Origin of the sequence: Leptospira barantonii (assembly GCF_002811925.1) — a bacterium.
GTDB classification, from domain to species: Bacteria; Spirochaetota; Leptospiria; order Leptospirales; family Leptospiraceae; genus Leptospira; species Leptospira barantonii.
Genome location: NZ_NPDS01000005.1, coordinates 111,528 through 125,175, shown reverse-complemented (window position 1 = coordinate 125,175; position 13,648 = coordinate 111,528). Strand labels below are relative to the sequence as shown.

16 protein-coding genes are annotated in these 13,648 nt (G+C 43.6%); 10 read left to right on the top strand and 6 right to left on the bottom strand.

What is annotated here, in order from left to right:
• Positions 1-82 precede the first annotated feature (82 nt).
• The 4 genes from CH367_RS12385 to CH367_RS12370 all read left to right on the top strand — a co-directional run bounded on the left by CH367_RS12385 (position 83) and on the right by CH367_RS12370 (position 4,047).
• On the top strand, positions 83-1,105 hold the full coding sequence (locus CH367_RS12385; RefSeq protein WP_100762829.1) for a synaptic vesicle VAT-1 family membrane protein: 1,023 nt from the start codon (positions 83-85) through the stop codon (positions 1,103-1,105).
• Between the two features lie 42 nt (positions 1,106-1,147).
• Positions 1,148-2,089, top strand: coding sequence for a polyprenyl synthetase family protein (locus CH367_RS12380; RefSeq protein ID WP_100762828.1), 942 nt, complete (start codon positions 1,148-1,150; stop codon positions 2,087-2,089).
• Positions 2,070-2,849 carry a TlyA family RNA methyltransferase gene (locus tag CH367_RS12375; protein WP_100762827.1) on the top strand — a complete coding sequence of 260 codons (780 nt, stop codon included), beginning with the start codon at positions 2,070-2,072 and terminating at the stop codon, positions 2,847-2,849. Before CH367_RS12380 ends, CH367_RS12375 begins: the two co-directional genes overlap by 20 nt.
• Positions 2,850-2,940: 91 nt before the next feature.
• A complete protein-coding gene (locus tag CH367_RS12370) occupies positions 2,941-4,047 on the top strand; it encodes a DNA alkylation repair protein (protein ID WP_100762826.1) in 1,107 nt (368 codons plus the stop codon).
• A gap of 30 nt (positions 4,048-4,077) precedes the next feature.
• Here the strand turns inward: CH367_RS12370 and CH367_RS12365 are convergent, their stop codons facing one another.
• The 3 genes from CH367_RS12365 to CH367_RS20830 form a co-directional block, all read right to left on the bottom strand.
• Entirely contained in the window at positions 4,078-4,482 is a 405-nt protein-coding gene (locus CH367_RS12365) for a hypothetical protein (RefSeq protein ID WP_100762825.1), read from the bottom strand.
• A gap of 198 nt (positions 4,483-4,680) precedes the next feature.
• The gene (gene fcpA, locus CH367_RS12360) at positions 4,681-5,592 is read right to left on the bottom strand and encodes a flagellar coiling protein FcpA (RefSeq protein ID WP_026131228.1); all 912 of its coding nucleotides are present in this window, start codon (positions 5,590-5,592) and stop codon (positions 4,681-4,683) included.
• Positions 5,593-5,626: 34 nt separating this feature from the next.
• Entirely contained in the window at positions 5,627-5,860 is a 234-nt protein-coding gene (locus CH367_RS20830) for a hypothetical protein (RefSeq protein ID WP_165783279.1), read from the bottom strand.
• A 47-nt stretch (positions 5,861-5,907) separates the two neighbouring features.
• Between CH367_RS20830 and zapE the strand changes: the two genes are divergently transcribed.
• From zapE to CH367_RS12335, 4 genes are all read left to right on the top strand, one after another.
• The gene (zapE, locus tag CH367_RS12350) at positions 5,908-6,765 is read left to right on the top strand and encodes an AFG1/ZapE family ATPase (RefSeq protein WP_100762824.1); all 858 of its coding nucleotides are present in this window, start codon (positions 5,908-5,910) and stop codon (positions 6,763-6,765) included.
• Positions 6,762-7,211: a 2-amino-4-hydroxy-6-hydroxymethyldihydropteridine diphosphokinase gene (gene folK, locus CH367_RS12345; protein WP_100762823.1), complete on the top strand. Its 450-nt coding sequence runs from the start codon at positions 6,762-6,764 to the stop codon at positions 7,209-7,211. The genes zapE and folK overlap by 4 nt, the downstream gene beginning before the upstream one ends.
• Positions 7,195-7,992: a 3-methyl-2-oxobutanoate hydroxymethyltransferase gene (panB, locus tag CH367_RS12340; protein ID WP_100762822.1), complete on the top strand. Its 798-nt coding sequence runs from the start codon at positions 7,195-7,197 to the stop codon at positions 7,990-7,992. Before folK ends, panB begins: the two co-directional genes overlap by 17 nt.
• A gap of 72 nt (positions 7,993-8,064) precedes the next feature.
• Positions 8,065-9,207 (top strand): N-acetylneuraminate synthase family protein, encoded by a 1,143-nt coding sequence (locus CH367_RS12335; protein ID WP_100762821.1) that lies wholly within the window; start codon positions 8,065-8,067, stop codon positions 9,205-9,207.
• A gap of 250 nt (positions 9,208-9,457) precedes the next feature.
• Here the strand turns inward: CH367_RS12335 and CH367_RS12330 are convergent, their stop codons facing one another.
• Complete coding sequence (locus tag CH367_RS12330) at positions 9,458-10,333, bottom strand: ankyrin repeat domain-containing protein (RefSeq protein WP_100762820.1); 876 nt, start codon at positions 10,331-10,333, stop codon at positions 9,458-9,460.
• 171 nt (positions 10,334-10,504) lie between these two features.
• Positions 10,505-10,855, bottom strand: a complete 351-nt coding sequence (locus CH367_RS12325; protein ID WP_100762819.1) for an Hpt domain-containing protein — start codon at positions 10,853-10,855, stop codon at positions 10,505-10,507.
• Between the two features lie 147 nt (positions 10,856-11,002).
• Here CH367_RS12325 and lpxA point away from each other — a divergent pair, with 147 nt between their 5' ends.
• On the top strand, positions 11,003-11,782 hold the full coding sequence (gene lpxA / locus CH367_RS12320) for an acyl-ACP--UDP-N-acetylglucosamine O-acyltransferase (RefSeq protein ID WP_100762818.1): 780 nt from the start codon (positions 11,003-11,005) through the stop codon (positions 11,780-11,782).
• A gap of 5 nt (positions 11,783-11,787) precedes the next feature.
• Positions 11,788-12,750, top strand: a complete 963-nt coding sequence (gene galE, locus CH367_RS12315; RefSeq protein ID WP_208861998.1) for a UDP-glucose 4-epimerase GalE — start codon at positions 11,788-11,790, stop codon at positions 12,748-12,750.
• A gap of 48 nt (positions 12,751-12,798) precedes the next feature.
• Here galE and CH367_RS12310 read toward each other — a convergent pair whose 3' ends face one another.
• Positions 12,799-13,542, bottom strand: a complete 744-nt coding sequence (locus CH367_RS12310) for a M15 family metallopeptidase (RefSeq protein ID WP_100762816.1) — start codon at positions 13,540-13,542, stop codon at positions 12,799-12,801.
• Positions 13,543-13,648 lie beyond the last annotated feature (106 nt).

The window sequence follows — 13,648 nt, the reverse complement described above, 5'->3', positions numbered from 1 at the left end:
GGATGAGTTGGAAAAAGTCGACGCTCAAAAAGAACGTTTAAATTTTTCTTGCTCTTTCCCTTCGAATTCTTAACCTCCGCTCATGCAAAGAACGATCGCTCTTGTCCGTAAAAAAGGCTCTCTTGAAAATCTTCGTTTAGAAACGGAAACCCTAAACGAACCCGGTGAAAATGAAGTACAAATCGAAGTTCATTCGGTCGGATTGAACTTCGCCGATTTATTCGCAATTCAAGGATTGTATAGCGCCACACCCGAAGGCGCGTTTATTCCCGGTTTGGAATTTTCCGGAATCGTAATCGCAACCGGAAAAAAAGTTAAAAACGTTAAGAAGAAAGATAAGATTATGGGAGTTACCCGTTTCGGCGGATACGTTTCCCATTTGAATATCGATTCGAAATACGTTTTTAAACTTCCTTCCAAATGGAACTTCGATCAAGGTGCAGGGTTCCTCGTTCAAGGACTAACCGCCTATTACGCGTTAGTTGCTCTGGGGGATCTTGAAAAAGGTCAAACCGTTTTGATTCACAGCGCGGCCGGTGGCGTGGGGATTCTCGCAAATCGAATCGCAAAAAAATTAGGCGCGTTTACGATCGGGACGATCGGAACTCCATCCAAAACCGAACTTCTAAAAAAGGAAGGTTACGATAGACAAATCGTTCGTTCGGATCGATTCGCAAAGGATTTACAAGAAGCTCTTGGCGGAAAGGAACTCGATCTTGTTCTCGAATGTATCGGCGGAAAAATCTTTCAAGAAAGTTACGATATCATGGCTCCCATGGGAAGAATGGTCGTATACGGCGCGGCCGAGATGATGGGCGGAAGTAGTTCCGTAAATTGGCCGAGACTCGCATACAAATATCTTTCCAGACCGAAATTGGATCCGATGCAGATGGTTTCGGACAACAAGGCCGTAATGGGATTCAATCTGATCTGGCTTTACGAGAAAGTGGAAAAATTGACCAAACATCTGAACGGTCTTGTGAAACTAAATATTTCCCCGCCACTCGTGGGCAAAACGTTTCCGTTTGAAAAAATCGACGAGGCGTTGAAATACTTTCAATCGGGAACATCGGTGGGGAAGGTTGTTTTAAAAGTAAAATCCTGATTTGCTTTACAATCCTGGGTTTTCTTTCAACTTGGAGGCAGAGTGAGTCAATCTGCCTTTTCTCCGATATTCGATTCTTATCGATCCGCGTTTGAGAATTTTTTAAATTCTCAAACTCTTTCCGTTCTTTCCGAACAATCCGCGTCGGAACTTTTCGACGCGATGAAATACAGTCTCGTCGCGGGTGGAAAAAGGCTTCGTCCCGTGTTGGCGTTAGCCGCGTTCGGCGGTCTGCAAACGACGAGTTCAAACGTATTGTATCTCGGATCTTCTTTGGAATGTATTCATACCTATTCTTTGATTCACGACGATCTTCCGAGTATGGACAACGACGATTTTAGAAGGGGATTGCCGACTCTTCATAAAAAGTTTTCCGAAGCGACCGCGATCTTGGCCGGAGACGCTCTCAATTCTTTTGCGTTTTATTTTGTTTCCTTTGTTCAAGGGGAGAATGGGGATTCTTCATTACATAAAGATTTATTAGAAATTTTGCATAAAGGTTCCGGAGCTCCCGGAATGGTTTCCGGTCAGATTTACGATTTGCAGATGGAACGGGAGAACGCGGAAGATAAAAATTCCAAAAACGAATCGGAAAAGATCGAGATGGTTCAATTGACTCATAGTCTAAAAACCGGGGCCTTGATCAAAGCGTCCTTGCTTTTGGGAAATCGTCTTCGAAAAGATTGGAAATCCAGGGAAGAATCCTTAACCCGATACGGAGAAAGTTTAGGACTTCTGTTTCAAATCACGGACGATATCTTGGACGTGGAGGGAACCCAGGAATCCTTGGGAAAAACCCCCGGCAAGGATCAGAAATCCGGAAAAACCACCTATCCGGCGTTATTCGGAATGGATCGTTGTAAACAAATGGTGGAAGAACTTCAAAAAAATCTAATATCCCTGGCTTCCGAATTTTCCGTTTCAGACGAAGAAAAAATATTTTTCCGGGAACTTCCGATCTACATTGGCCAAAGAAAAAATTAGACTGGATGATCTCCTTTTGAAAAGGGGATTGGCTGATTCCTTGGAAAAGGCGAGGAGTTTGATTCTTTCCGGTTCCGTGTTGGTGGACGAACAGAAGATCACCAAAGTCGGATTAAAATTTTCGGAAAACTCGGAACTGAGAATTCTCAACGTAATTCCACAATACGTGAGTCGAGGGGCTTACAAATTGTTGAAGGCCTTCGAAGTTTTTTCCGTAAAAGCGGAAGGAAAACTTTGTATCGATCTGGGCGCGTCCACGGGCGGTTTCACTCAGGTTCTTTTGGAAAAAGGGGCTTGGAAGGTTTTTGCTTGTGACGTAGGTTATGGACAACTCGCCGAAAAAATCAGAAACAATCCCGCGGTGATCGTAAAGGATCGTTTTCATCTAAAAAATTTATCTTCTTCCGGAATCGAATGGGAAACGAACGGTTTATCGGTTCCGAATTCGGAATCGATTCTGATCGTCATGGATTTAAGTTTTATTTCTCTTCGATCCGTCTTTCCCGTGATTCAGCGATTCAGAGAAGAAAAGAATATTCCAAAATTAGAATGTATTACTTTGATCAAACCTCAGTTCGAGGCCAACGAAAACGATCTTGTAAAGGGTGTTTTGCGGGATTCAAAGATCAGAACCAGAATCGTTCGTTCGATTTGTTCTTATTTAAAAAAGGAAATCGGCGCGAAAATTTTAGGATTGGAATGGTCTCCGATCGAAGGTCGTGACGGAAACAAGGAAGTTTTGTTGTATTGGAAGTTGTGACCGGCCGCGGTTCGGAAATTTTTTTCTTTTCGTTTGTCGGAACAATTAAAATCGACCTCATTAAAATACTGGACAAAGTAGGAATTCTTACATGGCTGAGTTGCTAAAAAATCTTTATACAGAAAACGTGTTGGAGAGAATCGCGGATTCCTTCTCCAAAGAATTGCCTTCGGTTTCAAGGGGAGAATGGATCTCCGGATTCAAAAAGAAGGATTGGAAACAACTCGAACTCAAACAAAGAATTCGCAGAATCGCGGAAGTTTTATCCGAAGAATTACCGAAGCCGTTTCCGAAAACGTTAAAACCTTTGTTGAACATCACCGATTCCTTGGATCGATCTTTCGAAGGAAAGGAAGTTTTTCTTACGATTTTTTTGGGCGACGTGGTGGAACTTCTCGGGATCGATCATCCGAAAGAATCGATGAAAGCTTTCGAAAGGATCACGAAACTCATTTCCTGCGAGTTTTCCATTCGTCCTTTTTTAATCCGACATCCGGAACTTACTTGGAAACAAATGTCGGAATGGTCCTCAAGCGAGAACGCGGATGTTCGTCGTTTATCTTCCGAGGGAAGCAGACCGCGACTTCCTTGGGGAATGGGAATTCGGGGTTTAAAACAAGATCCGCAAAGAACGCTTCCGATTTTGGAAAATCTAAAGGACGATCCGGACGAAGTGGTTCGTAGAAGTGTCGCCAATCATCTCAACGACATATCGAAGGATCATCCGGATTTGGTTTTGAAAATCGCAAAGAATTGGGCGGGTTCTTCGAAAGAAAGAGACGCGCTTTTAAAACACGCGTTACGCGGTCTTTTGAAAGGAGGAAATCCTAAGGCGCTTGAGATCTTCGGTTTCGGCTCCAAGATACATGCGAAAATTCTAAACTTAAAACTGAAATCCAAATCGGTTAAGATCGGCGCGGATCTATTTTTCGGTTTTAAGGTTCAATCCGAAGATTCGAAGCCGCTTCGGTTGAGAATCGAATATAAGATTCAATATGCAAAAGTTTCCGGCAAAACGTCCCGAAAAGTTTTTCAGGTCGAAGAAAGGGTTTTTCTTCCGAAAGAATCCGTTTCTTACGAAAAGAAACAATCCTTTAAACAGATGACGACCCGCGTTCACATTCCCGGAAAACACGTTTTGGAAATTCATATCAACGGCGTTTTGAAAGCAAAGACGGAGTTTCAAGTCGTACGGTAAGTTTGACGTTTTCGATTCTCCGTTCTTACGTTATTGCGTGAACAAGACCCCGTACAGGATTATAACGATTCCGGCGAGATTGGTTACCACTCCGATCGCTCCTAAAGCTTTTCCTAATATAGGATTTTCTTGAAATTCGTCTTTGACTCCTTGAAGCCAATTGGCCGTGTCTTTGAGCCCCAAGAATAAGGAAGAGAGCGCAAAGAGGGCCGCACCGTACAAAGAAAGTGTTTCGGATAGATTTGCGTATCGAAATGCAAGCACTAACCCCAAAAGCATCGCTCCCTGCATCAAAGAACCGATATGCGCCGCTTGCAAATAACGTGAGGGGAATTCGGCTTTCTTTCTTGCAAGCGCGTAGGGAAAGCCGGTGAGGCTTCCGTATGCCAAGTTTAAAACACCTGCGATGATGAGTATCTTTTCGGATATAAACATAATGAACCTCGTTTAACGAAAGAAAATAGCAGATAACGTTGAGTTCGTCTATTAGATTCCGATTTAAGAAATATTAAATTGTGCGGGTACTTTTGAGGAAGGGCAGTTTCGGGAGATTTACTTCAAGCGAGTCAAAATAAAAAACCCCGCCGTTTGAAGGGCAGGGTTCGTGTCCATTTCGTTTGAAAGAGAGTGTGATTACGGTCTTACTGAAATCACTTCGTCCTTGTTTACAAGGTTAACGATGTGTTTGTATTCAGGAGAATCTTTTCCGTATTTCAACTCGGTCGCTCTCAGAAGGTGAACGTTTTTCTTGTAACGGTATTTGAACATCTGATCTTCGGATGCTCCACCGTATTTTTTAATCATGTTCTCTTCGAAAGCGTAGCAACTTGCCAAATACTTGTGAGCAGGATATTCCTTCTCATTTTCATCGATTTCGATGTAGAGCTCGAGGATGGGGATACACTGTGGAAGATTTTGTAAATCATACTCAGTGAGGATCCACGATCTGTAAGTATCGGAAAGAAGTCTTTTAAACTCCGGTCTTTCTCTTAAGTCTGGGTTCTTAATTTCATCTAAGTGGTTGATCGCCTTTGTGAAATAGTTCAGAGCTTGTTGTTTCGCAACGAGTTTTTCTCTGGAAACGACACGATCTTCTCTAGCTTTGCGATCGACCTTTTGCCAGTACCACTTTTCATCGAGACGCTTTTTCTCCGCTTCTTCTTTGCGGTATTGTTCAACGGATTCTCTCATTTTGAGAACCGTGTTTACGCCCGATTGGTAGTTTGATAATGCCAATCTAAATTTGTTGTTCGCGAATGCCTTGGAGAGCTGGTGGAGTTCTTGGAAATTCTTGTCATAGCCCTTAAAGTCAGGGTTCTTCCACAGAGCTTCTTGTTCTTGGATTGCCTTCTTACGACGTTTCTGCTCTTCCGTGAGGTTCTTGTCATCGTCTTCGGGAACCAACTCGCCTTTTAACAGCTCGTCAATTTTCTCTACTGCTTCGTTGGCTTGCTGATTACCACCCTGATTGTTTTGCTGAGCTAAAACAGACAGGTTGAGTCCCAGCACGGCCAGAAGAATGAATATGCTTTTCATCACCTTCATAATGCTCACACCTTTTACTTCTCTTTCAATGGTATTAGGGAAAAGGTACATCCTGTGCCTTCTCTCCTGTATAACTATCGGACTTACGATCCGAGATATAAACTAAGAACGAATTTTTTTTCCACTTTATTCCGGAGATGGGACATAAAACCCGAGATTCCGAGAATTTATAAGAATCTTTCGCAATTTTAGGAAAGTTTTCCTTCTGCGAAAAGCTTTCCCTACTTTCTTTAGTTCGTTGCTTTTTTCCAGCAGATTCTTCTTTCATAAAAGGTTTTCCTTCAACCTTTTGGTGAAAAAACTGGAATTAGCGGTATGATTCTAAAGAAATACACACCCGTCCAAGAAGGCGCTCCCAATTGCCCGCAATGCGGGGGAGTCGGATTCTCCCTTACGGAGAATGTTGCAGGAACCAGTTCCGGCGTTTTATCCATTTGCCATTGCATTTCCGAGAATTGTCCCTGTCAGGGGAAACCTCCCTGGAGGGTTTACGACGAATCGCAGGGGAAGATGGTTCCCTGTGTTTGTCACAACGCGAGAATGGAACTCGGGCACTTGGAAACTATATTCAAAAAATCTGGAATTCCTCCCAAATACCGTTATAGAACCCTAGATCAAGCCGATCACAGCGCCGACGTGGGAATTTCCTTTACGATCGCTCACGACTGGGCGAACGATCTCGTCAATCGTTGGGCGGATTCGAACGTCCATTCTCAGGGATTGTATCTTTGGGGAGGACCGGGAACCGGAAAAACCCTTCTCGCTTGTATCATATTAAACGAATTGATTTTTAGATATAAGACGAATTGCAAATATGCGAAGATCAACCGGGACTTTTTGAACACGTTACGCGAAACATATCAAAAAGATTCCGAAACTCACGGAATGGAGAAGACGATTGAAACTCTTTTTGCGGAAGTCGAAGTGCTGGTGTTAGACGATTTCGGAGTTCAGAAAGAATCCGATTGGTCGAACTCGAAATTATACGATCTGATCGATGCGAGATACGAACAGGAAAAACTCACCATTCTTACCTCGAACACATCTCCGGCGGAATGGAAGGACAAAGCGGAAGGAAGAATTTTTTCCAGACTTCGCGAGATGACTCAGGAAATTCATTTGGAATGTGCGGACTATCGTCTCAAACTTTCCGAGTCCGGAGGAAGAGGATGAAAGAAGCGTTTCTTTCCTTAGGATCCAATCTCGGAAACCGCGCCGAGTTTTTGAAAATCGCCGTGCGTAAACTCAAGAACACGATCGGAATCGAAGTGATCAAAGAATCCGAACCGATGAACACGATCGCTTTGGAAGTTACGGATCAACCCGATTTCTTAAATCAAATTCTGAAAATCGAAACTTCGTTCAGTCCGGAAGAATTGCTCGAAGTCGCGCTTCGAATCGAAAAGGAAATGGGGCGTGTGCGTGAAATCGAAAAAGGTCCGAGAGAAATCGACATCGACATTCTCACTTACGACATTCTAATGATGCACACTCGCGGTCTGCATCTTCCGCATCATTCTCTCTTTACTCGTCCTTTTATTAGGGAAATTTTGGAATCGATCGACGAAGGTTCGTTATACGAGCATTTTACGGGAGGCGAATATGAAAAACGTACATAAGATTTTTTCTCCTGAGAAAAAGGGGAAAGAAAAAATTTCCGTCGTTACGTGTTACGATTTTAGTTTTGCGAGAATTCTCAACGAAACCGAAATCGATTCTATTCTTGTGGGAGATTCTCTGGGAATGGTGTTCCAAGGAAACTCCAGCACTTTGCCCGTAACCTTGGAAGAAATGATCTATCATACCAAGGCGGTCCGTCGAGGTGCGCCGGACAAGTTCATCGTTGCGGATCTTCCTTTTCTCAGTTATCAAACCTCGATCGAGGACGGAATTCGTTCCGCCGGAAAAATGATGAAGGAAACCGATTGCGACGCAGTCAAAATAGAAGGCGGATCGGATTTTATCTGCGAGTTAGTTACCATTCTCAAGCAGATCGGAGTTCCGGTGATGGGACATCTCGGTTTAACGCCGCAGAGCGTTCACGTGTTCGGTGGTCACAGGGTTCAGGGCAAAGGGGAAGAATCGGGTGCGAAACTTCTCCGTGAGGCGATCAATCTTTCCGAGTCGGGCGCGTTTTCCATGGTTTTGGAAATGATTCCCGCCGAGCTTGGAAAGAAAGTGAGTCAAGAGGCGGGAGTTCCGACCATCGGGATCGGAGCAGGGCCGGATTGTGACGGACAAGTACTGGTTTTGAACGATCTGCTCGGGTCGGATCCGAATTTTGAACCCAAGTTCCTGAAGAAGTTTTCCAATCTACATTCTTTCGTAAAGGATGCGGTCGGAAATTATAATAAGGAAGTAAAATCCGGAGAGTTTCCGGGGAAAGATCATAGTTTCTGATGAATTCTTGACGATAATCGGAAATATAGAAGGTTGTAAACTTAAGGGAGAATATCCCGTTTGGAGTGAAGTGTGGACATAGTTGAGTTAGAAAAAGGCCATCCGGATACGGAGAGCAAAATTAAAGAACTGGCAAAAGAATGCGGAAATCAAACCGAAATCATCCGCGGTGCGGCCGTATCGGATACGATTCATTTCATAGGCGATACTCGCAATATTTCCGAAAAAGAAGGCTATGTCAAAGAACTCCCCGGGGTTGCTAAAATCTGGAACGTGTCCATTCCATATAAGAACATCGCAAAAACCGCGGCCGGTAAAAACGGAGAAGTGGTTCACAGAGAAACAAGAATCGTAGAAGTCAAAGGTCCGGACGGACTGGTTCGTAAATTCGGAACGGGAAAACATATCTTTATCGTTGGACCGGATTCTCCACAAACGTATGAACAAACTCTGACGATCGCAAAACAAGCCGTCGAGATGGGAAAGAAATACAACATCTTAGATAGAATCATCTTTCGCGGCGGGGCTTTTAAACCTCGCACCCGTCCTACCGACTGGCGTGGTCTCGGTTGGGAAGGAATCGCGATGATGGATAAGGTAAAGGCCGAAACCGGTCTTCCTTACGTAACCGAAGTGATGGATCATACGATGGCGGAAGAAGTCGCGAAACACGCCGATATGATTCAGATCGGAACCAGAAACGCGCAGGATTTCGAACTCCTCGAAGCTGTGGGAAGAACGGGAAAGCCCGTGATTCTCAAACGCGGTTTCGGAAACGAAGCGGTAGAATGGTTTTCCGCCGCTGAATACATCGCTAATCAAGGAAATTTGAATATAGTTCTTTGTGAAAGAGGGGTTAAAACTCTTTTTATCAAGGAAGGCTACTGTAGAAACACTCCGGACTTGAACGTGATCACTCATGTAAAGAATCAAACGATTCTTCCCGTGATCTACGATCCTTCTCACGTTGCGGGAGACGACAAGATCGTGATTTCTAATCTTCTTGCTTCTCTTCCGTTCAATCCGGACGGTTCGATCACCGAAACTCTTCACGTGGAAGAATTCAGAAAAGAGCAGATGTGCGACGCGGCTCAGGCTCTTTTGATGAGTATCTATGAGAAAGCGGTTCAATCCATCTTAAAATACGAAGAAGCGATTCGTCCGATTACGGATGACGTGGATTCTTATTTCGTGAAACGAAAATCGGGTAAGTAAAAACGAGCACCGCATGACGCGGGGCAAATCGGGGAAGGCGATCTTGAAAATTCGAGATCGCCTTTTTTATTTTTTTGGAATCGGGTCATTGTTTAATTGTGAAAATGAAGTTTTGTAGGATCTCATACAAAATCTCTGAGCCAGTTTGATTTCCGGAATAAAAGAATGTAGGAACTACTGCGCTTCTTAAAAAACTCCGCAATAGTTCGTTTTCGGAAGTTTTGTAGAATCTCCTACTTTCCCTAATATTCTACGGAACCGCAGGCGCGGCGGCAGGTGAAGGTGTAGTCGGCGCAGGTTTCTTCGTGTCCTTCAATCGTTTGATATACCAGTGCATCATGTTTTGCTGATTGTCTTCCCAGTTGAATTCGCTGTAATGAGAAAATGCCTTTTCGCTAGCGCAATACGTCTGTGGTGAAAACTGAATCGGACGATTTGTTACTGCAGTGGCGATTTCTTTTCCCATCTTCGTGGAAGATCTACAAACGGAATGAAAATAACTTTCATGAACCGTCGTATCGGTTTTCGCGGATTCAAAATCGAAATCCTTTGCGTTGGCCGCGGTAAGAATCTTCAGCAATTTTTCGGATTCGTTTGGTTTGCTTTTTTGAATCGAATTCGCGGCCTTCAAATGAATGTTTTTTCCGTCCTTATCGAACAAATTCACATTCGCACCTTTGAATATTAAATATTCTGCAATATCGGTATAACCGTTTATGACCGCCCTTTGCAGGGGAGAATAGCCGTTGATATCCAAAATATTCGGATCTGCGCCCGCACCGATCAATGCCTTGGTGATTTCAAGATTTCCCGAATAGATCAACGCCGTATCTCGACCGATCGGAAATCTTCCCACATAAGGAATCGATCGAAAGCATTCGTAATTGCGCACATTTGGATTGGAACCTTTGGAAAGAAGGAGTTCGATCAATTCCATATTCTTATCGTTCACAGCGATGCTCAGAGCGTTGTAACATTCTCCGACCGCGTTCACATCCTCTCCTTGGGAGATTAGGGAACGGACTTTGTTCAAGTCCTTTTCTTTGACGGCGCGGATGATCTTCGTATCCATACTGCATTGAAGGAACAAAATCGAAATGCAAAACAATAGAATCGGATTTTTCATATACTTGCCTTTTTAAAAATTAAAGGAAAAGATTCGATATTCCATTCTCCGTTTAAAAAAAGAATTCGGAAAATATTTCCAATGGAATTCAGCCCTTTTTGAAAAAGAAAACCGATTTCGATTTTAAAACGAAAAACAACGATAAAATGAATTATGAACGTGAAATAAAAGTTAAACGATTCCGAATTTTTTTTTGAGCTCGTCGCGGGTTTGTTCCCAAAGCGCGGGAGTTTTCAAACTCAGAGCGTAACAAGAACCGGAATCGGCGCTTTTTAAAAGATGTTCGGCTTCGGTGACTAAGGATCTTAAATCCTCTAAACCGAAGTTAGCGGAAACACCTTTGGTTTGATGAAGTTCGGCTTGAAGATCCGCGTCTTTTTTTTCTTCCGTAAAACGAACGATGTTCTTAACTCGAACTTCCATATTTGTGAGAAGGGATTCCACCATTTCCTTCAACCAGGCGGCTTCCTCTTCATCGTCTCCTTGCTTCAGAGAATCCAGTCTGTTCCAATCCACAAGCATGTTCGTGACCTCGCTCCAAATATTTCCTTTTTTCGGGTTAAGACAAGCTACTTTTCAGTAAACTATACGGATGTTCAAGACATCTTTAAAAGCTTGAATAAAAAAGCCGAGTCGATTTTTGTATTTTAGAACCGAAGTGAGGTCTAAATGAAAATACATCCGACTGCGATTATCGACTCTCGAGCCCAATTGCACGAATCCGTCGAGGTCGGTCCTTATTCTATTATCGAAGGACATGTTTCCATCCAAGAAGGTACGGTAATTGAAAATCACGTAAAAATTTGTGCGGGTTCCGAAATCGGAAAATTCAATCGTTTCCATCAGGGAGCCGTGATCGGTGTGATGCCTCAGGATTTAGGATTCAATCAACAGCTTCTGACGAAAACAATCATCGGCGATCATAATATTTTTCGCGAATATTCGAATATTCATAAGGGAACGAAAGAAGATTCTCCCACCGTAATCGGAAATAAAAATTATTTTATGGGGAACGCGCACGTCGGTCACGATTGTATACTCGGAAATAATAATATTCTTACACACGGTTGTGTTCTTGCGGGTCACGTGACTCTCGGAAATTTTTCTTTTATTTCCGGGCTTGCGGCGGTTCATCAGTTTTGTTTCGTCGGGGACTACTCTATGGTCGCGGGTCTTGCAAAGGTGGTTCAGGACGTTCCTCCATATTCCACGGTGGACGGAAATCCGAGTACGGTTGTAGGACTCAACAGCGTAGGTATGAAACGCGCGGGTTTTTCTCCGGACGTAAGAAACGCGATCAAACACGCGTATAAGGTCATCTATCATTCTAAATTGACCACGAAAAAAGCCCTGGACGAACTCGAAGCTTCTGGAAATCTGATCGATCAAGTTAAGTATATTATAAAATTCTTTAGAGATAGCGATCGGGGAGTTACGGATCACAGGTGAGATTACTGATCACGGGCGGCGCCGGATATATCGGAAGTCACGTAGTCGCCCTTCTTCTTGAAAAAAAACACGAACTTGTGATCGTGGACAACCTCGAAAAGGGAAACAAAGCCAATCTTTTTTCGGGTCCCGAGTTGATTCAGGGAAATATCCAGGACGATTCCGTTTTGGAAAAAGCCTTTTCAAAACCGATCGACGCGGTGTTTCATTTCGCCGCTTGGAAGGCCGCCGGCGAATCGATGACCGATCCTTCCAAATACGCTTTGAACAACGTCAACGGAACTTTGAAACTTCTTTCCTTTATGGAAAAAGCGGGAACGAAGAAGTTTATATTCTCCTCTTCCGCCGCGGTTTACGGTTCTCCCGAATATCTCCCGATCGACGAGAATCATCCGGTTCATCCGGAAAATTATTACGGTTATACGAAACTCGCTGTCGAAGAAAATCTGAAATGGTTCGATCAACTCAAAGGGTTTAAGTTTGCCGCATTACGTTATTTTAATGCGGCCGGTTACGATCCTCAGGGAAGAGTGCGCGGTTTGGAAAGAACTCCGGCCAATCTTCTTCCGATCATCATGGAAGCCGCGTCCGGAATGAGAAAAGAATTCGAAGTTTTCGGAACGGATTACGATACTCCGGACGGAAGTTGTGTACGCGATTACATCCACGTAACCGATCTCGCAAAGGCTCATGTGTTGAGTTTGGAATATTTGGAAGCTGAAAAAAAATCCCTTACGGTCAATCTAGGTTCCGAAAAAGGATATTCCGTTTTGGAAGTCATTCGTCTTGCCGAGGAAGTGGTGGGAAGACCGATTCCTCATAAGATTTCAGGAAGAAGAGCGGGCGACCCCGCGAAACTTTTGGCTTCTTCCGCGATGGCTCAGAAATTGCTTCGGTGGACGCCCGAATACAGCGAGGCGAAAACTCTTTTAAAAACGATGTGGGACGTTTATCAGAATCCGGCGTAAGCGATTTCGCTTAACATTCTGCTTGATGTTTCGCATAACGTAGGAACGTCAGCGGATCGATTTACATTCCGGGTTGATGGAAGTCACGTATTCCAAGGGGAGGGTTTGTAAGAATTCTCCCCCTAAGAATTTGTCTTTGAACTGTATCTTTCCTTCCTTATAGAATCGAACCCAATCGTCTTGAAGTTTGTTTGAGATCGGCGCATAAGACCAATGCCATTTCTCTTCGTTGTATCCTTTGTTTCCTCGGGAACTTTTCGGAGAATACGGTTGGCAGAATCCGAAACGTTTCGCATTCTTGCTCATCCAGTTGTAAAACTTTTCTCCTCTTCCGCCTTTTTCAAAATAAGAATTTTCTAATGCGTTTAGATCTAGGTCCGTTCCCCAGTGATGTCTCGAGGTTCCGGGCGCGCTTGAAAATTCTAAAATTAAGGCAATGATTTCCTGCGGAGTTTTTCCTTTTACGGGTTCTCTCATCTTTCTTTTACCGGAATACTTTTCTTCCCAGATTCCTTTTTGATCCTTAAAGGATCGGAACGCCGATACGATAAACGGTTTTTGTTTTTCTTCCGGGTTTTCCCTTTGATACGCTTGTATCATCTCGAGAAGTTTTTCCAAAACGTCCTTTCTTAAATAATGAACCCTGGATTCTCCCGGATTGGAATAAGCGGTAAGAATCGCTTCCTGTTTAAAATCGCCGAGAACATACGCTTCCGCGGAAACGTTTCCCGTTTGGGAAAAAATCGCGTTTTGAAAAAAGAAAAGTAAAACGATGGAGAATAGGCTTTTCATATCTGGTTGTCAGAATGGAGGATTACAAGTCTCTTGCAATGGTTTTTGTCTGATCGATTCCGCAAAATCCGGGATCAAAATCGGATTCGCTTCTTCGTTAAGAATC

Excerpts from the sequence above, each read along its gene's own strand:
- CH367_RS12385 (WP_100762829.1), top strand. The coding sequence starts at position 83 with ATGCAAAGAACGATCGCTCTTGTCCGTAAAAAAGGCTCTCTTGAAAAT.
- CH367_RS12370 (WP_100762826.1), top strand. The coding sequence starts at position 2,941 with ATGGCTGAGTTGCTAAAAAATCTTTATACAGAAAACGTGTTGGAGAGA.
- CH367_RS12365 (WP_100762825.1), bottom strand. The coding sequence starts at position 4,482 with ATGTTTATATCCGAAAAGATACTCATCATCGCAGGTGTTTTAAACTTG.
- fcpA (WP_026131228.1), bottom strand. The coding sequence starts at position 5,592 with ATGAAGGTGATGAAAAGCATATTCATTCTTCTGGCCGTGCTGGGACTC.
- CH367_RS20830 (WP_165783279.1), bottom strand. The coding sequence starts at position 5,860 with ATGAAAGAAGAATCTGCTGGAAAAAAGCAACGAACTAAAGAAAGTAGG.
- zapE (WP_100762824.1), top strand. The coding sequence starts at position 5,908 with ATGATTCTAAAGAAATACACACCCGTCCAAGAAGGCGCTCCCAATTGC.
- folK (WP_100762823.1), top strand. The coding sequence starts at position 6,762 with ATGAAAGAAGCGTTTCTTTCCTTAGGATCCAATCTCGGAAACCGCGCC.
- panB (WP_100762822.1), top strand. The coding sequence starts at position 7,195 with ATGAAAAACGTACATAAGATTTTTTCTCCTGAGAAAAAGGGGAAAGAA.
- CH367_RS12330 (WP_100762820.1), bottom strand. The coding sequence starts at position 10,333 with ATGAAAAATCCGATTCTATTGTTTTGCATTTCGATTTTGTTCCTTCAA.
- CH367_RS12325 (WP_100762819.1), bottom strand. The coding sequence starts at position 10,855 with ATGCTTGTGGATTGGAACAGACTGGATTCTCTGAAGCAAGGAGACGAT.
- lpxA (WP_100762818.1), top strand. The coding sequence starts at position 11,003 with ATGAAAATACATCCGACTGCGATTATCGACTCTCGAGCCCAATTGCAC.
- CH367_RS12310 (WP_100762816.1), bottom strand. The coding sequence starts at position 13,542 with ATGAAAAGCCTATTCTCCATCGTTTTACTTTTCTTTTTTCAAAACGCG.